17 protein-coding genes are annotated in these 21,844 nt (G+C 76.0%); 8 read left to right on the forward strand and 9 right to left on the reverse strand.

The features are described 5' to 3' along the window. Positions 1-21: 21 nt before the first annotated feature. From RM844_RS09495 to RM844_RS09515, 5 genes are all read right to left on the reverse strand, one after another. The gene (locus tag RM844_RS09495) at positions 22-1,320 is read right to left on the reverse strand and encodes a CHAT domain-containing protein (protein WP_311666542.1); all 1,299 of its coding nucleotides are present in this window, start codon (positions 1,318-1,320) and stop codon (positions 22-24) included. Positions 1,321-1,328: 8 nt separating this feature from the next. Then, entirely contained in the window at positions 1,329-3,053 is a 1,725-nt protein-coding gene (locus tag RM844_RS09500; RefSeq protein WP_311666543.1) for a hypothetical protein, read from the reverse strand. Positions 3,054-3,118: 65 nt separating this feature from the next. Beyond that, complete coding sequence (locus RM844_RS09505; protein WP_311666544.1) at positions 3,119-5,935, reverse strand: hypothetical protein; 2,817 nt, start codon at positions 5,933-5,935, stop codon at positions 3,119-3,121. Positions 5,936-6,002: 67 nt separating this feature from the next. Then, positions 6,003-7,115 (reverse strand): hypothetical protein, encoded by a 1,113-nt coding sequence (locus RM844_RS09510; RefSeq protein WP_311666545.1) that lies wholly within the window; start codon positions 7,113-7,115, stop codon positions 6,003-6,005. After that, a complete protein-coding gene (locus RM844_RS09515) occupies positions 7,112-8,413 on the reverse strand; it encodes a hypothetical protein (protein WP_311666546.1) in 1,302 nt (433 codons plus the stop codon). Before RM844_RS09515 ends, RM844_RS09510 begins: the two co-directional genes overlap by 4 nt. 156 nt (positions 8,414-8,569) lie before the next feature. Between RM844_RS09515 and RM844_RS09520 the strand changes: the two genes are divergently transcribed. From RM844_RS09520 to RM844_RS09530, 3 genes are all read left to right on the forward strand, one after another. Continuing rightward, positions 8,570-10,051, forward strand: coding sequence for a PA2928 family protein (locus RM844_RS09520; RefSeq protein WP_311666547.1), 1,482 nt, complete (start codon positions 8,570-8,572; stop codon positions 10,049-10,051). A gap of 115 nt (positions 10,052-10,166) precedes the next feature. Beyond that, on the forward strand, positions 10,167-10,946 hold the full coding sequence (locus tag RM844_RS09525; protein WP_311666548.1) for a hypothetical protein: 780 nt from the start codon (positions 10,167-10,169) through the stop codon (positions 10,944-10,946). 180 nt (positions 10,947-11,126) lie between these two features. Then, the gene (locus RM844_RS09530) at positions 11,127-12,122 is read left to right on the forward strand and encodes an ABC transporter substrate-binding protein (RefSeq protein ID WP_311666549.1); all 996 of its coding nucleotides are present in this window, start codon (positions 11,127-11,129) and stop codon (positions 12,120-12,122) included. A 131-nt stretch (positions 12,123-12,253) separates the two neighbouring features. Here the strand turns inward: RM844_RS09530 and RM844_RS09535 are convergent, their stop codons facing one another. Then, entirely contained in the window at positions 12,254-13,213 is a 960-nt protein-coding gene (locus RM844_RS09535) for a sugar phosphate isomerase/epimerase family protein (RefSeq protein ID WP_311666550.1), read from the reverse strand. 272 nt (positions 13,214-13,485) lie between these two features. Here RM844_RS09535 and RM844_RS09540 point away from each other — a divergent pair, with 272 nt between their 5' ends. The 5 genes from RM844_RS09540 (at position 13,486) to RM844_RS09560 (ending at position 18,754) form a co-directional block, all read left to right on the forward strand. Continuing rightward, positions 13,486-14,331: a class I SAM-dependent methyltransferase gene (locus RM844_RS09540; RefSeq protein WP_311666551.1), complete on the forward strand. Its 846-nt coding sequence runs from the start codon at positions 13,486-13,488 to the stop codon at positions 14,329-14,331. Between the two features lie 121 nt (positions 14,332-14,452). Then, complete coding sequence (locus tag RM844_RS09545) at positions 14,453-15,943, forward strand: beta-N-acetylhexosaminidase (protein ID WP_311666552.1); 1,491 nt, start codon at positions 14,453-14,455, stop codon at positions 15,941-15,943. Between the two features lie 341 nt (positions 15,944-16,284). Then, positions 16,285-17,628: an NADP-specific glutamate dehydrogenase gene (gene gdhA, locus RM844_RS09550; protein WP_311666553.1), complete on the forward strand. Its 1,344-nt coding sequence runs from the start codon at positions 16,285-16,287 to the stop codon at positions 17,626-17,628. Between the two features lie 68 nt (positions 17,629-17,696). Next, on the forward strand, positions 17,697-18,227 hold the full coding sequence (locus tag RM844_RS09555) for a DinB family protein (protein ID WP_311666554.1): 531 nt from the start codon (positions 17,697-17,699) through the stop codon (positions 18,225-18,227). A gap of 161 nt (positions 18,228-18,388) precedes the next feature. After that, on the forward strand, positions 18,389-18,754 hold the full coding sequence (locus RM844_RS09560) for an SH3 domain-containing protein (protein ID WP_311666555.1): 366 nt from the start codon (positions 18,389-18,391) through the stop codon (positions 18,752-18,754). A gap of 71 nt (positions 18,755-18,825) precedes the next feature. On the opposite strand, the gene RM844_RS09565 is transcribed toward RM844_RS09560, so the two are convergent. The 3 genes from RM844_RS09565 to RM844_RS09575 are packed head-to-tail and all read right to left on the reverse strand — an operon-like array spanning position 18,826 to position 21,832. Further along, on the reverse strand, positions 18,826-19,299 hold the full coding sequence (locus RM844_RS09565) for a carboxymuconolactone decarboxylase family protein (protein WP_311666556.1): 474 nt from the start codon (positions 19,297-19,299) through the stop codon (positions 18,826-18,828). Next, positions 19,296-20,147, reverse strand: a complete 852-nt coding sequence (locus RM844_RS09570) for a class I SAM-dependent methyltransferase (protein ID WP_311666557.1) — start codon at positions 20,145-20,147, stop codon at positions 19,296-19,298. Before RM844_RS09570 ends, RM844_RS09565 begins: the two co-directional genes overlap by 4 nt. Continuing rightward, positions 20,147-21,832: a class I adenylate-forming enzyme family protein gene (locus RM844_RS09575; RefSeq protein WP_311666584.1), complete on the reverse strand. Its 1,686-nt coding sequence runs from the start codon at positions 21,830-21,832 to the stop codon at positions 20,147-20,149. Before RM844_RS09575 ends, RM844_RS09570 begins: the two co-directional genes overlap by 1 nt. Between the last annotated feature and the right edge of the window lie 12 nt (positions 21,833-21,844).

Raw genomic sequence — 21,844 nt, forward strand, 5'->3', positions numbered from 1 at the left:
ACTCGAAGCCGCGCCGGCTTCTCAGCCATGGGTGGTGGTGAACGCGCCCCAGACGACGGGGGAGTGCGCGACCGCGCCGGTCTCCCGCCAGCGCGCCACCTTGGCCCGCTGCCAGTCGTTGAGCGCCACCACCGGATCGGGCGCGTCCCCCGCCGCGTCCACCGCGACCACCGCGTCGCCGATCACCGAGGTGTCCGCCTCGGCGGTCGCCGCGAACCGGCGCACGCCGGCGTCCGTGGGCAGCGTCCAGCGGGTGGAGACCACGTACTCGGCGCCCGCGTGGATCGCCGCGGCCACCAGCCCGGTCGGCTCGGCGAACCGCACCTCGCCGCCGCTCTCGCAGGCCACCAGCGCCACCCGGTTCGGCATCCGCCACGGCCTCGGGTCCGCCGGCCGGTGCCCGAGCACCAGGTCGGCGGCGGTCAACGGCCGGTGCCCGCCCACCGGCGCGGCCCGCCCGGTGGTCTCCGGGCCGCACCCCAGGTGCAGCCGGGCGTCCAGCCCGTGGTCCGCCGTCGTGACATGCCCCACGTACAGGAACCGCGCCGCGTCCGCCAGCAGTGGCTCCAACACGTCCCTGGTCAGCCCCGAGCGGCGGAACGCCTGCTCCGCCGGCCCGGCCGGCCGCAGCCGGTCGCCCAGCCCGGCCACCATCGCCCGCAGCGGCGAGTCCTCGCCGACCGGGCCCAGCACCGACCCCAGCTGCGGGTGCGCCGCCGAACCTGGCACCCGCGGGTCCAGCGCCGCGACCACCGGACCCGCCGGGTCCCAGGGCGAGATCCGGCGCTCCGGCGAGTGCCGCACCGTGGCCGGCGGCAGCGTCGCCACGTCCAGGTGCTCCACCAGCCGCACGCCCTCGTCCACCGGCAGCGCCTCCCACGGCACCTGCCCGGTCGAGGGCGACGGCTGGATCCGCAGCCGCGGCCGGATGCCGCGCTCCACGAGCGTCTGCAGCTCAGCCCCCAGGTAGTCGGGCAGGAACGCCCGGGTCAACCGGCCCAGCAGCGCCGTCTCCCGCTCCGGGTCGGTCAGCGGCCCCTCCGTCAACGACCTGGTCAGCGCCCGCTCGATCGACTCGCCCGGCAGCGGCGTCGGCAGCGCCTCGGTCAACTCCGTGAGCACCTCGGCCACGTCCGACCGCTCGAAGTACAACAGCCGTGGCTCGTCCGGCGCGTGCTCCCAGCGCCAGGAGAGATACAGGTCCCCGGCGTCCACGTACTTCATCTGGACCGTCGGCTGGAAGGAGCCGTCCAGCCCGTCCACCACCCCGAGATCCAGGTGCGGGATCCTGGACTTCCCCCGTGACCTTCGCCACCTCATGCCGCTCCTCACCACACCCTGAGTTCCTGGTCGGACCTGATGGGCCGGCCGTAGCGCCGCTCGGCCTCCGCGATCCAGTCGGTCAGTTCCTGCGGACGCTCGTCGAAGACCCGCAGCCGGGGCGGCAGCGCGAAGCGCGGCGCCGGGAACGCCGGGTCCGCCGCGTCCTCGGCCCAGGCGGCCAGCGCGCCGGCCGCGTACGCCCCCACCCGCACCGGCTCGGCCGGGGCGGGGAACGGCTCCGGCAACTCCAACGGGTCCGTCGTGCCACCGAACCTGAACCGCAGGTCGGCCGCCATGTCGCCGGCCGGCCGGTCCGCGTCCAGCGTCGCCGACGACGCCAGGTGCTCCACCAGCTCCACGGCCAACTGCGGCTCCTGGGCCAACGCCACCAGCCGCATCGCCGCGGCGACCGCCGGCGCCGCCACCTCCCGGCTCCACCGCTCCCGCACCGGCCCCGCCGGAAACGAGTGCCGCAGCGCCTCGATCGCCAGCGCCGACGGCACCGCCAGGGCCAGCGCCCCCTCGATCCACCGCCGCCGCAGCGGCGGGAGGAACGCGAACCGCAGCACCAACAGCACCACCTGGGCCCGCCGCGCGTCCACCCGGGCCACCTCGTGCAGCGCGCCGGACTCCGCGCAGAGCGCCCTGGCCGCCAGATAGCGTTCCTCGGAAGCCCGGAACCGGCCCCTGGCCGCCTCCAGGTCGCCCGCCAACAGATGGCATTCCACCAGCGCGGACACCTCACCGGTCCGCTCCATCACCGGCAGCGCCCGCCGCAGGACGCGCCGGGCCCGACCCGGCCGGGTCCGCAGGAACGCGACCAGGGCCTGCCCGTACTGGCAGCTGGCCGCCCGGTGGTCGGCGCCCAACGCGGCATAGGCCCGCCGCGCCCGGTCGAAGCCGCGCTCCGCGTCCGCCAGCCGTCGCTCCCCGGCGGCCCGCCGCGCCTCGTTCTCCTCCAACAGCGCCAGCGCCGCCGGATCGCCGCCCAGCGTGTGGAAGTCCCGGGCCAGGTCGTGGAACTCCGCCATCCCCCGGGCATCGCCGGAACGCTGCGCCAGCAGCCCCAGGTTGGAGTAGGCGTGGCCGGCCAGCCGGGGCTCCCGCTCCTGTGCCACCGCCAGCGCCGCCCGGATCGCGACCTCCGCCTCCGGGTAGCGGCCCAGGCCGATCAACGCGCAGCCCCGGGTGTTGTGCAGCGAGAAGTCCAGCACCGCGCCGCTCCGGTGCTCGCCCCTGGGCAGCTCGGCCGCCCGTTCGCAGTCGGCGAGCGCCTCCGCGTTCCGGCCCAGCAGCTGGAGCGTCTGGGCGCGGTTGACCAGCAGCCCGACCCGCATCGCGCCCACCCCGCGCCGCTGGCCCAGCGACTCCTCGGACCGGTCGCAGCACTCCAGCGCCTCCCCGGCCAGGCGCAGCGCCTCGGCCGGCCGGCCCTGGAGCTCGGCGACGCTGGCCAGGTTGGCCAGCGCCCGGGCCCGCAGGTCGAGGCCCTCGCCGTCGCCGGTCAGGTCGGCCGCCGCCGTCGCCGCCTCCACCTTCGCCAACCGCGCCCGCGCCTGCCGCACCCGACCCGCGTTGAGCAGCCGCGCCGCGTCGTTGACCTGCCGGCCGAGCGGCAGCCAACGCGGCCCGTAGGGCTGGCTGGCCGGGCGCACGCCCAACAGGTCGTCGGTGTTCTCCGGGGTCTCCTCCGTGCCGTCCAGCGTCCCGCCCGCCCCCTCAGGTGTCATGTCCGCTCCCCGGCGCGCGCCATCGGGACCCTGTCCCGCCGGTGTCGGCCGGCCGTCCGGCGCGCTCACCAGGCCCGCACCGCCTCGGCCGAGCGCACCCCGAACCCGTAGCGCCGCTCCGCCCGTTCGATCCACGGCTCCAGCGGCGACGGCACCCCGGGCGTCACCCGCACCCGGGGCGGCAGCGCCAACCGGGGCGCCGCGAACGCCGGGTCCTCCCCGGTCGCCAGTCCCAGCGCGGTCGCCACATACGACGGGCCGCCGTCCCCGGCCAGTGGGGCGGGCCCGGGCGTCGGCAGGTCCAGCACGTCCGGTGGCGCGGCGGGACCGCCGGCGGGCCCGGGCGCCGACGTGCGCAACGAGGCGGTGGCGGCCAGGTGGTCGATCAACGCCGCCGCCAGCCGGTCGTCCCGCGCGTTGCGGACGGCCGCCATCGCGGCCCGCACCGAGGGCGCGGCGGCCAGCGCCACCCAGCGCTCCCTGGCCCCACCGGCCGGGAAGAACTGCCGGGCCGCCTCGGCGGCCAGCGCCGCCGGCACCGCCACCTCGATCGCCCGGGTCAGCGCCGGGCCCCGCTCCGCCTCGGCCAGCGCGCCGGCCCAACGGCCGTAGAGGTCGGCCTGGCACCAGTCCAGGGTCAGCGTCACATGCCAGCCGCAGGAAGCCTCGGCCACCTCCCGCGCCCTCGTCAACTCCTCGACCGCCTCGGCGAACCGGTCCAGCGCGCCCAGCGCGCCGGCCCGGATCTGGTGGAAGGCGACCCGCTGCACCGGGGTGTGCTCCGGGCCCAGCAGCCGGGACGCCTCGTCCAGCAGCGTCAACGCCTCGGCGGGCCGCCCGTCGAACGCGGCCACCGCCGCCTGACCGTGCCGGCAGGCGGCGCGCAGCCCGGCGTTCTCGACCCCGGCCAGCAGCTGGTCGGCGACCGCGTAGTGCGCCGCCGCCGCGTCCTGCCGGCTGGCCAGGTAGTCGGAGCGGCCCAGGCTGATCCGGGTCGCCGCCTCGCCCACGGGGTCCCCCAGCACCGCGAACAGCTCGCCGGCCAGGGCCATCCGCTCCCGGCTGGTCGCCTCGTCGCCCAGGGTGCTGGCGTGGTCGGCCAGGATCAGGTGCACCCGGGGCGCCAGCCAGGGCGCGTGCTCCTGGGCGAGGGCCAACGCCCGCTCCCCGGCGGCCTCGCCCTCGCCGAGCCGGCCCAACTGGTCGAAGACCGTGGCCCGCACCAGCCAGATCCACACCGCCGCCGGCTGCCGCCCCTCGCCGACCAGCGGCAGATCCCGCTCGGCGCGGTCCAACTCGGCCAGCGCGTCGTCGTGGCGACCGCACTCCCGCAGCAGCGCGGCCCGCAGGTTGCGGGCGTCCAGCAGCTGCGCGGCGACGCCGTGCCGGTCGCCGACCGCCGCCACCACCTCGGCCAGCGGCCCGATCGCCGCCTCGGCCAGCCGTAGCGCCTCACCCAACGCGCCGCGCGTCCGGGCCAGTTCGGCGTGGTTGAGCCGGACACTGGCCCGGCAGACCAGCACGTCCAGGCCGCCCCCCAGGGTCTCGGTGGCGGACTCGGCGGCCTCGAACAGGGCCGCCGCCTCCTCGCCCCCGCCCGCCAGCGACAGCCGGACGCCCTCCGCGCTGAGCGCGGCCACCCGCCGCCAGCGGGCGGCCAGCGGCCAGGTCATGGCGCGTGGTCGGGTCGTCGACCCGAACTCCGGCCCGGGCAGCGGGTCCGCCACCTCGAACCCGATCTCGTTCGACCACATGGTGCTGAACTCCGCCGGCCGCTCCGCGATCCGCCGGAACTCCGCGGCGCCCTCCGGGTTCCCGCACACCTCCGCCATCTGGGCCAGGTGCTCGCACGGTATCGGCGCCAACTCGGGCCGGACGTCCAGCGCCAGGTCCAGCGCGCGCAGCGCGTCCTGCTCGGCCTCGGGCAGCCGGCCGGTCATCATCAGCACGCCGGACCGGGCGCAGTGCAGCGAGAAGACCAGCAGGTCCGGCGGCTCCGCCAGCCCGCCGGCCACCGCGAACGCGGCCGCCACGTCGGCCTCGGCGCCGGCGGTGTCCCCGGCCAACATCCGGGTCTGCGCCCGCCCTACCCGCGCGTTCGCCAACGACTGCCCGACGTCGGACACCGCCGGGGCGGGGGCGGGTTCCGGCTTCGCCGGGTCGGGGGCGTCGCCGGCGGTGGCCTGGGCGGTTGTGGCGGGTGGCCCCGCCGCGTCAAGGCCGTTGGCGGCCGGGCGCGCCGGCCCCTCCCCGGCCTCCGGCCGCGCCAGGTCGGGGATGCCGGCGTGCGGTGCCTGCGCCAGGGCCGGTCGCACCGGGGCGTCGGGGCCGTCGGCGGCCGGGGCCGGTGCGGGCCAGTGCCCGGGCCGCGCCGGGTCGGGGGCGTCGCCGATGGTGGCCTGGGGGGTTGTGGCGGGTGGCCCCGCCGTGCCGCCGTCGTCGGGGGTCGGCCGCGCCGGGTCGGGAGTGCCGGCGGGGGGTGGCTGCGACCCGGGCGCCCCCGCCGGGGCGGGGGCGTCGCCGGCGGCCGGCCCGGTGGCCGGGCGGGCCAGTTCGGTGGTCAGGGTCTCGCAGAGGGCGATGGCCTCGGTGTACCGGCGCTCGGACGCGTCGAGTTGGCCGAGGCCCTCGGCTAGGCCGGCCAGGTTGGTCAGGGTGGCGGCCCGGTGCAGGCGGCCCTCCGCGTCCACGTCGGGGACCAGGGTCTCGGCGAGGGCGGCGGCCAGCCGCTCGCCGCCGGCGTCCGGTCGGCCGGCCTGGAGCAGCTCGGTGCCCTCGTTGTGCAGGTCGCGCCAGCGGTGCCAGCGCGGCGACGCCGGCCGGTCGGGCCGCAGCCCCAACGGCTCGTCGTCGGCCGGCCGTGCGTCGGCTCCCTCGTTCATCCCACCTCCGGTTCCTGGCCCGCGCCCGCCGCCCGCCGGGCGGTGGCGCCCCGCGGGCCCGGGCCGGTCATCCGGCCTCCGGGTCGACCAGGGTGGCCACCCGCTCGGCGAACGAGACGTCCGTGGCGGCCAGTCGTTCCCGCGCGGCGCTCAGCACCGGCTCCTGGCGGCCGGCCAACTCGGCCGGCGGCACCGGTGGTTCGTCCGGGTCGGCGAAGCCGGGCGCCCAGACGGTCACGGTGCGCCGGGGGGCCGGCACCAGCAGGGCGGTCGGCGGCAGCTCCGTCGCGCCGCTGAACGCGCCGCCTTCGGGGCTGACCGCCAGCGGGAACTCCACCGCGTCGGACCGGGCGCGCAGCGGCCAGGACCGGACCCGTTCGGCGAACGCCACCGGCGCCCTGGCCACCGACACCTCGAGCAGCAGCCGGCCGTCCCTGCGCACCAGCGACCAGCGCAGCCCGGCGGCGGCGTCCACCACGCCCGGCGGCAGCCAGCACCAGTCGAGCGGCCCGCCGCCGCCCAGCGCGGTGACCCCGCCCGGCGGCTGGCCGCCGGCCGCCAGTGCCCAGCCGGTCTGGTCGGCGACCAGCGCGGCCGGCGCCGGCAGTTCGACACCGAAGGTGTCCGCGACATCCGCCAGCCGGTCCGCCAACCGGGTGGCCTCCGCGCCGAGTCGCGGGTGGTCGGCGAGCGCCGCCAGCGGGTGCACGGCGGGCGCCGCGCGGGCCAACAGCCGGGTCACCGCGTCCTCGTCGTCCAGCAGCGACTCCACCTCGGCGGCGGCCACCGCCTGTTCGGCGGCGAGCAGCGCCGCCGACAGCGCCGGCACGCCGGCCACATAGGAGGCCGGCCACCAGGCGGCCAGCCAGCCGAGCAGCGCGAGCCGCGCCACCGCGTCGGCCAACGGGCCGCCGGCGTCCGGGAGTTCGATCTCGGTCTCGGTGCCGTCCGGCACCGCCAGCAGCGTCTCGGCGGCCGGCCCGTAGACCTGCCACAGCCAGTCGGCTGCCTGCCACGGCCGGTACACCTCGGCGGACGGCAGCCGCTGCCCGGCCGGCACGTCCCAGCTCAGCACGGCGCCGCCGGCCTCGACCAGCGCCGTCCACTCGGCGTGCGCCGGCGGTTCGCCGACCCACAGCACGCCGTCCGACTGTCGCACCCGCACCCGTGTCACGGTCACGCGTCACCACCCTCGACGGAAGCCGCCGCCCGGTCCAACACCGCGCGCAGCCGGTCGCGTTGGTCCATGATCACGGAGCGCAGCACTCCGTCCAGCAGGTCCCACAGGTCGTCCGCGACGACCGGCTCGGCGCGCAGCTCCCGGCCGTGCAGCCGGACCCAGAGCCGCCGCAGGTACGCCTGCCGCACCTGGCCCACCTCGGCCGCCGGCCCGGCCGGCTCGGTGGCCCGGGGCAGCCGCAGCGCGCGCTGCACGGACGGCTCGCGCCGCCAGCGCGCCGCCAGCCGGGTGCCGGCGTCGCTGCCCGGCTCGCCGTCCGGGGCGAGCCCCAGGCTGGCGCGCCGGCCGAGCGCCATGGTGACCCGGGTCGGCTCCTCGGCCAACTGCCAGGGCGCGGCGGTGCGTTGGATCTCCTGGAGGACCAGGTCCGGCAGCTCGGGCATGGCCTCCCGGTGGAAAGCGGAGGTGAAGCCGGCGAAGAGCCGCTCGAAGACGGAACGGTCGAAGGGCGGGGGCAGGGTGCGTTTGGAGGCGCTCTCGCCCAGCTCGGGGGGCGCGATCCGGTCCCGCAGGGTGAGCCCGCAGGTCAGCGCGGCGCCGGGCGGGGTGAGCGAGTCGGCGTCCCGGGAGCCGAGGCGGCCGCTGACCAGGCCGGCCAGCTTGCCCCGGTCGGGCGCGCCGGCCACCCCGTCCAGGAAGTCGTCCAGCGCGGCGGTCAACGCCCCCTCGGCCAGCGGCGGCGCGGCCGGCGCCGGGGGCTCGGCCCAGGCGGCGGCGAGGCGTTGGCGCAGCTCGGCGGCGCGGTGCGGGTCGGTCACATGGCGGCGCAGCGCGGTCACGGTGAGTCCGCCGGCCGCCTCGCGTATCTCGGCGACGGTCTCGGTGGCCACCCGCTCGGCGTCCGCGCCCGGCTCGCCCAGCGTGCCGGCCAGCTCGAAGCAGCGCTGGAAGTACAGGTCCTGCGGGTTGCCCTCGGTGATCCGCAGGGTGCGCCTGGCCCGCTTGAGCCGGGTGAACCAGGCGGCCGTGGCGGCCAGTCGGGGCCCGGCGGCGCGCAGCGTGGCCCGCAGCTCGTCGGCGTGCTGGCCGCGCACCTGGCCGGCGGCGAAGTGCGGGTTGAGCACCGGGCGCAGCACCAGCGGGTCCAGCAGCAGCTTCACGGTGCGGGCCAGCGGCTGCCCCTGGCCGTTGCTCAACGGGGCGACCCCGGCTCCCAGTTCGGCCCAGACCTCGGCGATCAACAGCGCTCTGGGCACGGTGGCCGGCGCGTTGGCGGTGGTCGGGTTTCCGGGGCTCATGCCAGGCATGGTAGCCCGGCGTCTCGCCGTGGTGACCAGCCCCGGCCGGCCGCCCGGCGGCCCGCCCCACGGCCCGCCGGGCGGTTTCTGTGATCGGTAGCGGAGGGCCCTTCGGCACGGTGGGAGGCCCAACAACCGAGCGGGAGGAGCGGGGCCGTGAACGATCCGAGGAACCCGGGTGTGGCCGGCGGGGTGCGGTTGATCACCTCGCCCTACGGCACCCCCGACCGGCCCTCCTACCCGAGGCGGCGCAACCGGTCCGGCGGCGGCCTGGCGCTCTTCCTGGGGCTGGCGGTGCCGCTGGGCGTCGGCGGCGCGATCTTCGGCACGGTGCTGCTCAGCTACCCCGAGGGCGACGTCGCCCTCCAGACCGGCACCGGGCTGGCCGTCACGCCGGCCGGTGAGGTGGCCCTGGTGCCCTACGAACGCGACGGCGGGACCGGGGTGTTCCGGATGTTCGACGACCCGTGGGAGACCCGGCTGGCGGCGGTGGACGTGGCCACCGGCGACTCGCTCTGGGACGTCCGGCTCTCCGGCGAACTGATCTGGGAGGCGAGGGTGTTGGCGACCAGCGACACCCATGTCTACCTCAACACCGACGACGGGCTGCGGATCGTCGCCCTGGCGGACGGCTCGACGGTCGTGGCCCCGGACGCGATCCCCGGCATCGGCGCCGGTCACATCGCCGCCGGCTCGGCCTACGCCTTCGACAGCGCCAGGAACGCGGTGGTCGCGATGGACACGCTGGGCGAGATCTACCTGATCCGGATCGGCGAGCTGGCGGCCACCCCGGCCGACGAGGCGACCGCCAACGCCTGGCGGGGCCGGCTCAGCGACGGGCCGCTGACGTCGGACGACGCCGAGCTGACCGGCGAGTCCGCCGCCGCGGGCGAGGCCGGCTCGCTGTCCCTGCGGGCCACCGAGATCGGCGCGCGGAGCAGCGACCTGGTCCTGACCGACCGGGCGGGCGGCAGCCGGCAGTTGGGCGGCCAGCCGTTCCGGGAGCCGGAGATCCTGCTGGGCGGTGGAGTGCGGGTGGCCTCGGCCGCCCCGGTGGTGGTGGGCGGCGGCGAGCCGGCCGACCCGGCGGAGGACGTCGCCCGCCGGATCGAGGAGCTGCTGGGGGCCGACGTGCCGGTCGAGGTGAGCGAGGAGCTGCGCCGCCAGCTGTCCGACGCGCTGGGAGCCGGGGCCGAACTCCCCGGGCTGCCCGGCTGGGCGGGCCTCGCCGAGCTGACCAACCTCCCCGAGCTGGCGGAACTGTCCGACCTTCCGGGGCTGGCCGGGCTGCCCGGCCTCGGCGGGGCCGCCCCGCGCAGCGAGGGCGACGAGCAGGCCGGGCTGCTGGCGCTCGGCGCCGACCAGGGCTACGTGGTGGTGCAGGAGGCGGCCGACGCGGTCGGCGACAACTACCGGCTGCACGTGGTCTCCCTGGACTCCGGCGAGATCCTCGCCACCCGGCTGATGGCCGCCGAGGCGGGCCCGGCGTTCACCACCCCGTCCGGCACCAGCGTGCTGCCTGTCGCCTCGGCGGACGAGGAGTTCGCCGAGCACGACGAGCTGCTGCTGATCCGCCCCGACGGCTCCCTGGTGGAGGTCGAGGTGGGCGCGACCGACTTCTTCGGTAACCCCGAGTGACGCCGACCGGCCCCGTCACCCCCGGCCGTCACCCCGGGTGAAGATCACCCCGGAATGCGGCCGAAAATACGCAAAGACCTGCCAACACATCCGAAGTCCTGAAAGGACCACCCCCATGAAGTTCTTCTCCTGGCTGATGGCCGCCATCGCCGCCGGGCTGACCGTCGCCTTCGTCCTCACCGGCCTCAACTCCGACGGGCCGATGCCGTGGCTGAACGGCTTCATGGTCGGCCCCATCCTGCTGGTCTTCGTGGTGCCGCACCTGTTCACCGTGGGATCCATGCTGGACGGCGCCACCGGCGCCAAGGTGGCCAAGGCGTTCCGGGACGCGCCGATCGGCGTCGGCACCGTGGTCGACCTGGAGCGCACCGGCCTGACCGTCAACGACGCGCCACAGATGGACATCCTGATGGACGTGGACACCCTCGACGGTCAGTCCTTCCGGGGCGTGGCCCGGCAGTTGGTGCCCCTGCACGAGCTGTCCATGTTCCAGCCCGGTGTGATGCTGCCGGTCCGCTACCTGCCGGGCAGCTCGGACGGGAAGGTGGCGCTGGCCACCGACGCCGACCCGCGGGAGATGCAGCAGGCGATGAACCGGGTCCGGGTGGCCAAGGGGGACATGACCCAGAAGCAGCTGCGGATCGCCGAGCACGGCTTCGCGACCCGCGCCGTGGTCCTGGCGATGGCGCCCACCGGCGAGATCAGGAACGACAAGGCGGTCGTCACCTTCACCATGCGGGTCACCCGCCCCGACGGCACCACCTTCGACATCGAGCAGTCCAAGCCGATGCCGGCCTCCGCCATCCCCCAGGTCCAGCCGGGAATGGTGGTGGGCGCCCAGTACCTGCCGCACGACGAGTCCGAGGTGCTGCTGGTGACCCGCGCCAACGCCTGACGGCCGGCGGGTGCCAGGAGTGGGAATCCCGGCCGGTACTGGGCAGGTATAGCGGACACGGACGGACCCGCGCTCCCGCCGACCACCTCGGCGGGGGCGCCCCCGTTCGCCCGGACGGTCCGGCGGCACCGGACGACACACTCCAGGACACTCCAGAACCGTGAGGAGAGGGGCGGGGCCATGACCACTGACCACACCTCGGGCACCGAGGACGCGCGCGAGCAGGCGCCGGGCTGGCAGTTCGAGGACGACCGGGGAGCGCGGGTCACCGCGGCCGCCCCACCCCGGCGGGTGGTCGGCTACACCCAGGTGGCCGCCGCGCTGTGGGACGAAGGGGTGCGCCCGGCGGGGCACTTCGGCTCCCTGCACGACGGCGGCACGCCGGACCCGGCCAAGTCCGGCCTGCTCCCACTGGACGAGATCCCCTACCACGGCCCGGGCGGCGCTCTCCGGATAGCGGAACTGCTCGCCACCGAACCCGACTTGCTGGTCGGCGTCAGTTACGACGGCAAGCGCCTCTACGGCGTGCCTGAGCCGGTCGCCGACGAGTTGGAGGCCCGGGTGCCGACCGTGGTGCTGGACGTCGGCCCGGGCCGTGGCCTGGCCGAGGTCGCGGCCCGACTGGCCGCCCTCGTCGCCTCGTTGGGTGTCGCGACGGCCGAAGTCCCGGAGGGCGAAGGCGCGTCGGGCGGCGCCGAGTCCGGCGACGGCGAGTCGGGCGGCCCGCCGCTCGGCCCGGCGGCCCGAGCGGCGCGGCTGGCCGGGGCGCGCGAGCGGCTGCGGGCCGCGGCCGCCGCCGCGCCCGACACCCGGGTGCTGGCGCTCTCCCCGGCCGGTCCCGACACCGCCTACCTGGCCCGCCCCACCGCCTGGCCCGACCTGCGGGCGCTGGCCGAGCACGGGGTGCGGCTGGCCGCGCCGGCCGAGGGGCCGGGCGCCAACTGGGCGACCGCCGGCTGGGCCGAGGCCGCCGAGCTGGCCCCCGGGATCGTGCTGGGCGACGTGCGGGGCAACGCGGCCGGGCCCGCCGTCTTCCAGGACAACGCCGGCTGGCTGGCCCTGAGTTCGGCGGCCACCGTGCTGCCCTGGAACCCGGAGCTGCCGCCCAGCGCGCTGGCCCAGGCGCGCTTCTTCGACACCGTGGCCGAGGCGCTGGCCGCCCGGGCGGCCAGCTGACCCGAAGGGCCCGACCCGCACGTCCCGGCCGGGCCCGGCGCGTCAACCGACGTGCCGGGCCCGGCCGTTCGCGGTCAGCGGTGGGCGTCGTGCCGGGCCCGCCCGCCGGTGCCTGCTCCGCCCGCCGCCGGTCAGCAGCGGAAGTCGCGCAGGTAGGCGTAGCCGACCTCGGCGCTGCGCAGCGGCGTCACGTCCGGGGTGTCGTTCTCCACGATGTACTCCCGTACCTGGTGGGCCCGGAAGATCCGGGCGAAGTCGATCATCCCGGTGCCCGGGTCGGCCATGTCGCCGGTCGCCGGGTCCCGGTCCTTGACGTGGTACTGGAGCACCCGCTGCGGCGCCGACCTGATGACGTCGACGGCGAAGCCCTCCGGGTCGGCCGCCCCGGTCTCGATGCCGCCGGTCACCGCCCAGTAGATGTCGATCTCCAGGTGCACCAGGCGCGGGTCGAGTTCGCGGGTCAGGATGTCCCAGGGGGTGAGCCCGCCGCCCAGGTCGGTGGTGAACTCGTGCGCGTGGTTGTGGTAGCCGTAGCGCAGCCCGTACCGCCGGGCCAGGGCCGCCTCGTGGTTCATCCGCTCCGCCCAGCGCCGCCAGTCGTCGGCGACCTCCGAGGCCAGGTAGGGCACGTTGAGATAGGACTGCCCCAGGGCGCGGGCGTCCGCGAGCTTGGTCTCCAACGCCGCGTCGTCGGCGCTGATGTCGTTGTGGCTCGAGGTGGCCCGGATGCCCAACGAGCGGTAGAAGGAGCGCAGTTCGTCGGCGGTGCGGCCGAAGAAGCCGAGCGCCTGCTCGACCCGCGGGTAGCCGAGCCCGGCGATGTGGCGCAGCGAGGCGTCGAACCCGGGGTCACCGTTCAACGCGTCCCGCACGGTGTACAGCTGGATGCTGATCCGGTCCTTCGGGATCCGGATCCGGCCCCCGCCGGGACGGCGGGCGGCCGCGGCCGCCGGAGCGCCGGCCACGCCGGCGGCCAACGCGCCGGCGCCGAGCGCGCCGAACGCGGCGCCGCGCAGCAGCGACCGCCGACTGGGGGCGCGTCCGGCGCGCGCCAGGGCGTGGGCGCGGTCGTCGTCAAGTCCGTAACACATGGGCGAACTCCTGCCGTGGGTGCTGTGGTTGCTTCGTCGGACACGACGGGCGGGACGCCTGCACCGCGTTCGCCACGGCGGACAACGTAGAAACGACTTTGCCCACCGTCAAGAGAAAGTTCCGCCCCGTTCCGGAAAAGTGCCGGCCGTTCGGCCGCCCGGACAGCGCCGAGGCGCGCCCGGCCCGGCCGCCGTGGCAGGATCGGGCGCCCCCGGCCCGGCTGGCGCGGTGTCGGGCGCGCGGGGGAGACACGCGAGAACGGGAGGCGACCGTGGACGACTGGCAGTGGGACGAGACCCTCTTCGCCGGGGCGGCCCCCTACTACCGGCGCGGCCGGCTGCCCTACGCCCCCGGGCTGGCGGCGGCGCTCGGCGCCACGCTGCGCTGGGACGGGACCGGGCGGCTGCTCGACGTGGGGTGCGGTCCTGGCGTGCTGGCGCTGCGGCTGGCGCACCACTTCCGGACGGTGGTCGGGGTGGACCCGGACGCCGGGATGATCGCCGAGGCCGGCCGGCTGGCCGCCGAGGCCGGGGTGGCCGGGAAGACCCGTTGGGTGCGGGCCCGCGCCGAGCGACTCCCCGCCGACCTGGGCACGTTCACCGTGGTGGCCTTCGCCCAGTCCTTCCACTGGATGGACCGCGACCTGGTGGCCGCCAGGGCCCGGGACCTGCTCAGGCCCGGCGGGGTGCTGCTGCACGTCTCGGACCTCAAGGGCGAGCCGACCGACCCGGCCGGCCCGCCGCACCCGGCGGTGCCCATCCCGGCCGTCGACGCGCTGGTGAGGCGGTACCTCGGCCCGGTCAGACGGGCCGGCCGCGGCCTGCTGCCGGGCGGCACGCCCGGCGGCGAGTCGGCGATCTACGCCCGGGCCGGGTTCACCGGCCCCGAGCGGCTCGTGGTCCCCGGCGGACAGCCGCTGGTCCGCGACGTGGACGACGCCGTCGCCGGGGTCTTCTCGCTCTCCTCCTCCGCGCCGCACCTCTTCGGCGCCCGCCGCGCGGAGTTCGAGACGGAGCTGCGCCGCCTGCTGCGGGCCGCCTCCCCCACGGGCCGCTTCGCGGCCCGCCAGCCCGGCACCGACATCCACATCTGGCGGCGGCCCACCTCACCGCCGTGATCCCGACCCGCCGCCGGCCGGTGGTCGGGCGTCTTGGCACTGACCTGGCCGGGGGCTAGCGTCGAAGCGGTCCTGCGAGGACGCCCCACCCACCGCCGAGAGCAACGGGAGAGTGCGACACGTGACCCAGACCCCGCAGAGCACGCCGCCCACCGCCGCCGACGCCCCCACCGACGCACCGCCGGCCCTGGTGCCCCGCCCCCGAACCCTGCGGACCCGGCCCGGCGAGTGGTGGCCGCTCGGGCCCGGGGCGGGAGTGCGGGCCCCGGACGAAGTGGCAGAGCTGGTCAGGGAGTTGCTGCCGGTGCGGGGCTCAGGGCCCGGCATCGAGCTGACCCTCGCGGACGACCCGGAGCTGGGCGCCGAGGGCTACCGGCTGACCGTGGACGAGCGAGGCGTCCGGGGGACAGCCGGCACCCTCACCGGGCTGCGCTGGGCCGTCCAGACGCTACGCCAACTGCTGCGGGACGGCCGGCTGCCGCTGGTGGAGATCGTGGACCGGCCGCGCTACGGCTGGCGCGGTTCGCTGCTGGACGTGGCCAGGCACGCCCACCCACTGCCGTTCCTCTACCGCTATGTCGACCTGCTGGCCCTGCACAAGCTGAACACCCTGCACCTGCACCTCACCGATGACCAGGGCTGGCGGTTCGAGGTCCGGCGCTATCCGAAACTGACCGAGGTCGGCGGCTTCCGGACCGGCTCGGTGATCGGGCACCACCGGGACGGCCGCACCGACGAGGTGCCGCACGGCGGTTCCTACACCCAGCGGGAGCTGCGCGACCTGGTCGCCTACGCGTCGCGCCGCGGGGTGCGGATCATGCCGGAGATCGACGCGCCCGGCCACATGCAGGCGGCCATCGCCGCCTACCCCTGGCTGGGCAACCGCCCCGACCGGCGGCTCCCCGTCCGGGTCGCCTGGGGCATCTCCCCGCACGTGCTCAACGCCCGGGAGCGCACCGTGGAGTTCGTCCGCGACGTGCTCGACGAGCTGGTGGACGTCTTCCCCTTCGAGTACGTGCACATCGGTGGCGACGAGGTGCCGACCGAGGAGTGGCTGGCCAGCCCCGAGGCCAGGGAGCGGGCGGCGGCCGAGCGGCTGGCCGGGCCCGAGCGGCTGCTCGGCTGGTGGGCCGGGCGGCTCGCCGCGCACCTGGCCGGCCACGGCCGCCGGGCCGCCGTCTGGGACGAGCTGCTGGAACAGGGCGTGCCGGCCGGCGCGGCCGTCTTCGCCTGGCGGAGCGACGACCGGGTGGCGCTGGCCGAACGTGCCGGCCACGACCTGGTGGCCGTCCCGCAGCAGCACACCTACCTCGACTACGCGGAGACCGAGGCCCCGGACGAGCCGCTGGCCATCGGCGCCGGACTGCCCCTGGAGAAGGTCTACGCCTACCGGCCGCCGGCCACCGCGCTCGGGGTCCAGGGCCAGCTGTGGAGCGAGTACCTGCCGACCCCGGCCGCCGTGGAGTGGCGGGCGTTCCCGCGCCTGGCGGCCATCGCCGAGCTGGGCTGGTCCGCCGAGGCCGACCTGGGCCTGGCCGACTTCCAGCGCCGGCTGCGCGGCCACCTCCCGCTGCTGGACGGGCTGGGCGTGGGCTACCGCCCCCTCGACTGAACCGGGCCGGCCGACCGAGCCGGCCGACTGAACCGGCGCCGCCAAGGGCCAGCTGGACCGAACCGACCGGGCCCGGCGGGGGTACAGAAAACGTGCCTCCCGCCGGGCCCCCGTCGTTCGCGCACCGGCCCGAGCCTGGCCCGGCACGGCCCCGTTCGTAGCCACCCTTCCCGCCTCCGACCTGGCTGTATACAGTGACCGTGATCGGTTTGTCGCCCAGGCAACGGAGCCTGGCGGGCACAGTACGACGCACCGTGTCAGGCTCGTACCTGCACGGTCCGCCCTTCCCGGAACGCCCGTGTCGGCCGTTCGGGACGCCAGGACAGGAGTGGGAGCACGCCATGCCGTTGCACGAGAAGTCGGAGGCCGTCTACGCCGAGGTGTTGGCCCGCAACCCCGGTGAGGACGAGTTCCATCAGGCCGTGCGGGAGGTGCTGGAGAGCATCGGCCCGGTGCTCGGCAAGCACCCCCGCTACACCGACGCCAAGATCGTCGCCCGGCTCTGCGAGCCCGAGCGGCAGATCATCTTCCGGGTCCCGTGGGAGGACGACCGGGGCGAGATCCACATCAACCGTGGCTTCCGCGTCGAGTTCAACAGCACGCTCGGCCCCTACAAGGGCGGCCTGCGCTTCCACCCGTCGGTCCGGCTCGGCACCGTCAAGTTCCTCGGCTTCGAGCAGATCTTCAAGAACGCGCTGACCGGGCTGCCCATCGGCGGCGGCAAGGGCGGCGCCGACTTCGACCCCAAGGGGCGCTCGGACCGCGAGGTCATGCGGTTCTGTCAGAGCTTCATGACCGAACTCCACCGGCACGTCGGCGAGTACACCGACGTCCCGGCCGGCGACGTCGGCGTCGGCGGGCGCGAGATCGGCTACCTCTTCGGCCAGTACAAGCGGATCACCAACCGCTACGAGTCCGGCGTGCTCACCGGCAAGGGCCTCACCTACGGCGGCGCGCAGGTGCGGGCCGAGGCCACCGGCTACGGCTGTGTCTTCTTCGTCCAGGAGATGCTGCTGGCCAGGGGCGACTCCCTGGACGGCAAGACGGCGGTCGTCTCCGGCTCCGGCAACGTCGCCATCTACGCCATAGAGAAGGCCCACCAGCTCGGCGCCAAGGTGGTGGCCTGCTCCGACTCCGGCGGCTACGTGCACGACCCGGCGGGTATCGACGTCGCCCTGCTGAAGGAGATCAAGGAGGTGCGCCGGGAGCGGCTCACCGCCTACGCGGAGGCCAGGCCGGGCGCCCGCTTCGTCCCCGGCCGACAGGTCTGGGAGGTGCCCTGCGAGGTGGCGATGCCGTGCGCCACCCAGAACGAGATCACCGGCAAGGAGGCCGCCGAGCTGGTCCGCAACGGCGTCGTCGCGATCGGCGAGGGCGCCAACATGCCCACCACGCCGGAGGGCATCCGGATCTTCCATGAGGCCGGGCTGGCCTACGGCCCGGGCAAGGCCGCCAACGCCGGCGGCGTCGCCACCTCGGCGCTGGAGATGCAGCAGAACGCCTCCCGCGACTCGTGGAGCTTCGAGTACTCCGAGCAGCGGCTCCAGGACATCATGCGCGGCATCCACACCAGCTGCGCGGAGACCGCCGAGGAGTACGGGATGCCCGGCAACTACGTGGCCGGCGCGAACATCGCCGCCTACACCAGGGTGGCCGACGCGATGCTCGCCCTCGGCCTGATCTGACCCCTCCGGCGGTCCGTCGCGGGAAAACGACATGCGGGGTGGGGGCCGGCTCGTTAGCCTCCACCCGCATGTCCACTCCACGCACGTCCACGCCCCGTGAGCGACCGCCCTTCGTCGCCGACGAACGCACCCAACTCCTCGGCTGGCTCGACCTCCAGCGGGACATCTGCCGCTGGAAGACCGAGGGCCTGTCGGCCGCCGACGCGCACCGCGCGGTGCTGCCCTCCTCGCCCCTGATGACGGCCGCCGGCATCATCTCCCACCTGCGCTGGGTCGAACACGCCTGGTTCGAGGTGATCTTCCTCAACCGGCCGGCGGCCGACAACCCGCAGTTCCGCGAGGAACCCGAGGACGGCGACATGCTGGTGGCCGGCGTGCCGCTCGACCAGCTCCTCGACGACTACCGGCGGCAGTGCGCCGTCTCCAACGAGATCGTCGCCGCGCACGCGCTGGACGACACCGGCCGGAACCCCGAGGTCCGCGCCGCGGCCGGCACCCTGCGCTGGATGCTGCTGCACATGCTGGAGGAGACCGCCCGGCACGCCGGCCACCTGGACCTCATCCGCGAACAACTCGACGGCCGCACCGGCTACTACTGACCGGGCCCGGTGCCGCCTCCCCGGCTCCGCGGCCGGTTTCAGGCAGAAATGAATCGTGCGCCCGACGGGTCGTGGTGCCCCTAACGTGAGGGACGGATCAGGGCGGTGCCGGGGGATCTCGTGACATGGCGCCGCCAAGAAATGCCCGGGAGGGGAACGACATGACGAGCAAGCGCGTACGCAACCGACTGGCCCTGCTGGCCACCACCGCCACCGTGCTGGTGGGCGGCTCGCTGGCCACCGCGCCGGCCGCCACGGCCGACAGCCAGGCGCAGGCCAACTCGGTCTACGTCTGGGAGAACGGCGTCAACATCCGGGAACGGCCGACCACCGACAGCAGGATCGTGGGCACCGTCAACAAGGGGACGCACGCGGCCAACTGCCAGCGCAAGGGCGACCCCGTCACCATCGGTGACTGGCAGAACGACTGGTGGATCTGGCTGGCGAACAAGGGCGGCTACATCACCGCCGTCTACGCCCAGGGCGGTTCGAACAACCAGCCGCACCCGGGGATCCCCATCTGCTGAGCTGGTCGCTGACCCGCCCGGCCCCCACCGCGCCCGCGGTGGGGGCTCGGGCCGTCCCGGGTGGGGGAGGGTCACGGCACGGCGCGGCTCGGGTCGGTGCGGCGGGGTGGCAGCGCCGCCGCGGTGGCCAGGCGGTTCCAGGCGTTGGTGGTGGTGGCGACGGCCACCAGCCGGGCCACCTCGGCGATCGGCAGCACCGTGGCGGCCCGCTGGTAGACCTCCTCAGGAAGCGGTCCCCGCTCGGCCAGCCGGGCCATCCACTCGGCCAACTCCAGGGCCACCGCCTCCCGTTCGGAGAACAGCCCGGACGTCGCCGCGCCCGGCCCGGCCAGCGAGGCGAGCCGCTCGGCCGACTCGCCGGCCGTCCGGGCCTGCCGGCCGTGCAACTCCACGCAGTAGGCGCAGCCGTTGAGATGGGACACCCGCAGCCGTACCAGCTGGGCCAGCGTCGGGTCCAGCCCGCGCGCCGCCAGCCCGTCCAGCCGGGCCAGCGCCTCGGTCACCCCGGGCGCCGCCTGGTCCCAGTCGAACCGTGGGTCGGTCATGCGGATCCTTCCGTCGTGGGGTGCGTCGTGGGGCGCCGCCCCTGAACCGAGTACAGGACGCTGGAGCAGGCCAGGAACGACGGGTCGCGCATCAACTCCCGCACGGCGGCCAGCTCCTCGTCGGTCATTCCGGCCGCCAGCAGCCGCGACCGCAGATGGCGGGTGTGGTGTTCCTGGAGGCGCAGGCTCGCCGAGGCGGCGTCGCGCAGCTCGACCAGCGGCCGTGGATCGATGGCGACCAGCCCGGCGTTCCGCATCGCCGCCGCCACCTCGCGCCCCCAGCCCGGGTGCCCGCCGGCCGCGCGCAGCGCCGTCGACTTGGCGGCCAGGAACTTGCGGTAGAGCCGCTCGGCCGCCGCGTCGGGCGTCAGCAGCGGCGGCTCGTAGGAGGTGTCGAACTCGTCGATCTGGAGCCAGCCGCCGGGCCGCAACGCCCCGGCCAGCCGGGTCAGCACCGCCTGCCGGCTCGGCAGGTGCTGGAGCACCAGGCGCGCCACGATCAGGTCGAACTTGCCTTCCGGCAACGGGTCGTTGGCGATGTCGTGGGTCAGGTACCGGACGCCCTCGGTGGGCGGGGCGGTCGGCTCCCGCAGGTCGGTGGCGATCACCTCGCCGGTGGGCCCGACGCGCTCGGCCAGCCAACGGGCCAACCCGCCACTTCCGGTGCCGACGTCGAGACAGCGCCAGCCACGGGTGACCCCGGTGGCGGCCAGCCTGGGCAGCGTGACCGGGTCCCAGGTCTCCGCCACCCACCGGTGGTGCTCCGCGCTGTGGGTGGCGTGCGGCGCGAACGCGTAGCCCACCGCCCCGGTGGCTTGTGGCGCCTCGGGCGCCCCGGTCCTGGCCATCAGGTCCACCGCCCGCTGCCCGCCGTGTCCCGGCGGCCGGTGAGCTGTTCCAGCAGCGCGTGCCGGCGCACCTTGCCGGTGCCGGTGCGCGGGATCGAATCCTCCGCGCGCACCACCGGCTCGGCCAGCGGCGGCAGGTCGGCCACCGCCCGCTTGTAGTCCGCCCGGTCGAAGGCGCCGTCGTCCGTCACCAGCACCGGCACCGGCTCCTGGCCCGGCGGGGTGAGCACCACGCACTCGCGCAGCCAGGGCAGCCGGTCCTCCAGCAGGTCCTCCAGCTGGAGGCAGCTGGTGCCCGGCGTGTGGTCCACCTCGCGGTCCAGCAGACGGATCGTGCCGGAGCGGTCGCGGACCCCGATGTCGCCGGTGTTCCACCAGCCGTCCCGGTCCTTCGCCAGCCAACGCTCCCGCTCCCCGAGATAGGTGGGGGCGCGGGCCGCGGTGCGGGCCAGCAGCAGCCCCGCCCGGCCGGGCGGCAGCGGCGCGAAGGTGACCGGATCGACCACCCGCAGCCGGGTCTTGAACGGCACCGGCCGTCCCAGGTCCCTGGCGTCCTGTCCGCCGCCGGACCACCAGGTACCGCCCGCCGCGCCGCCGCCCGCCGCGCCGCCGCGGTCCGAAGCACCGCCCGGCGTGCCGTCGTGGCCGGGGTCGCCGGCCGCCGCCGCGGCGTCCGCCCGGCGCAGCGCCCGCCGGGTGTGGAAGCGGAAGGTCAACGGGCCGGTCTCGGTCTGCCCCCAGCCCTGCATCCACACCGCGCCGCGCCGGCGGGTGGCGCCCAGGAAGGCGCGCAGGGTCGGCGGGTGCACCGCGTCATAGGTGCTGACGAAGAGCCGCACCCGGTGGAACGGCTGGTCCAGCCGTCGGGTCAGCGGCGCCAGCCGTCCGTAGACCGAGGGCAGCGCCTCCAGCACGGTCGGCGGGTGGGCCCGCAGGAAGAGGTCGGCCGCCTCCGGGTCGGTCCCGGTCAGGACGGCGATCTCCTTCGGCGCCAGGCAGAACACGCTGGCCGTCCAGCAGAAGGTCCGGCCGTGCGCGTAGGAGCTGGCGTTGACCACCGTGTCGTCCCGCCGCACCCCGATCCGCGGGTAGCGGAACGCCTCGAACCTGGCGAGCTTGTGGATGATGGTCCTCGTCGAGTGGACCACCAGCTTGGGCACCCCGGTGGTGCCCGAGGTGTGGTTGATCACCAGCGGCTCGTCCGGGCAGCGCCGGCGTGGCCCGGGCGCCCGCGCGCCGCGCAGCTCGTCCACCGACGTGGCGCCCTGGGCCGTGCCGTCCAGCAGCACCGTCCGGGCGGCCAGCCGCGCCGGATCGACGCCCGCCGCGCGGTGCCTGGCCAGCAGCGCGGCCGTGGTCACCAGCAGCCGGGGCCGCAGCCGGTCCAGCAGCGTGCCCAGCGGCTCGGCCGCCAGGTGGGCGGAGAGCTGGGCCGGCACGGCGCCCAGCCGGACGGCGGCGCAGGCCAGCAGGTCGTAGTCCCAGTGGTTGTCCTTGACGATGGCCACCCGGTGTCTGGCCCGGACCCCGGCGGCCGCCAGCCAGCCGGCGGTCTCCTCGACCAGCGCCGCCAACTGGGCCAGGTCGTAGGTGGTGGCCCCGGTGCCCGGCAGGTCGAAAGGCCGGTCCAGCCGGACCAGCGTGGCGCCGCCCCGGCTGGCGCAGTCGTCGAACAGCGTGCCCATGTCGTCGGGTCG

Source organism: Streptomyces chisholmiae (assembly GCF_031845445.1).
Classification (GTDB): Bacteria; Actinomycetota; Actinomycetes; order Streptomycetales; family Streptomycetaceae; genus Streptomyces; species Streptomyces chisholmiae.

What these genes read in the sequence shown, in the direction of transcription:
- RM844_RS09555 (WP_311666554.1), top strand. Translation starts at nt 17,697, where the DNA reads ATGTCCACTCCACGCACGTCCACGCCCCGTGAGCGACCGCCCTTCGTC.
- RM844_RS09535 (WP_311666550.1), bottom strand. Translation starts at nt 13,213, where the DNA reads ATGTGTTACGGACTTGACGACGACCGCGCCCACGCCCTGGCGCGCGCC.
- RM844_RS09530 (WP_311666549.1), top strand. Translation starts at nt 11,127, where the DNA reads ATGACCACTGACCACACCTCGGGCACCGAGGACGCGCGCGAGCAGGCG.
- RM844_RS09565 (WP_311666556.1), bottom strand. Translation starts at nt 19,299, where the DNA reads ATGACCGACCCACGGTTCGACTGGGACCAGGCGGCGCCCGGGGTGACC.
- RM844_RS09495 (WP_311666542.1), bottom strand. Translation starts at nt 1,320, where the DNA reads ATGAGGTGGCGAAGGTCACGGGGGAAGTCCAGGATCCCGCACCTGGAT.
- gdhA (WP_311666553.1), top strand. Translation starts at nt 16,285, where the DNA reads ATGCCGTTGCACGAGAAGTCGGAGGCCGTCTACGCCGAGGTGTTGGCC.
- RM844_RS09505 (WP_311666544.1), bottom strand. Translation starts at nt 5,935, where the DNA reads ATGAACGAGGGAGCCGACGCACGGCCGGCCGACGACGAGCCGTTGGGG.
- RM844_RS09570 (WP_311666557.1), bottom strand. Translation starts at nt 20,147, where the DNA reads ATGGCCAGGACCGGGGCGCCCGAGGCGCCACAAGCCACCGGGGCGGTG.
- RM844_RS09560 (WP_311666555.1), top strand. Translation starts at nt 18,389, where the DNA reads ATGACGAGCAAGCGCGTACGCAACCGACTGGCCCTGCTGGCCACCACC.
- RM844_RS09515 (WP_311666546.1), bottom strand. Translation starts at nt 8,413, where the DNA reads ATGAGCCCCGGAAACCCGACCACCGCCAACGCGCCGGCCACCGTGCCC.
- RM844_RS09575 (WP_311666584.1), bottom strand. Translation starts at nt 21,832, where the DNA reads ATGGGCACGCTGTTCGACGACTGCGCCAGCCGGGGCGGCGCCACGCTG.
- RM844_RS09525 (WP_311666548.1), top strand. Translation starts at nt 10,167, where the DNA reads ATGAAGTTCTTCTCCTGGCTGATGGCCGCCATCGCCGCCGGGCTGACC.
- RM844_RS09500 (WP_311666543.1), bottom strand. Translation starts at nt 3,053, where the DNA reads ATGACACCTGAGGGGGCGGGCGGGACGCTGGACGGCACGGAGGAGACC.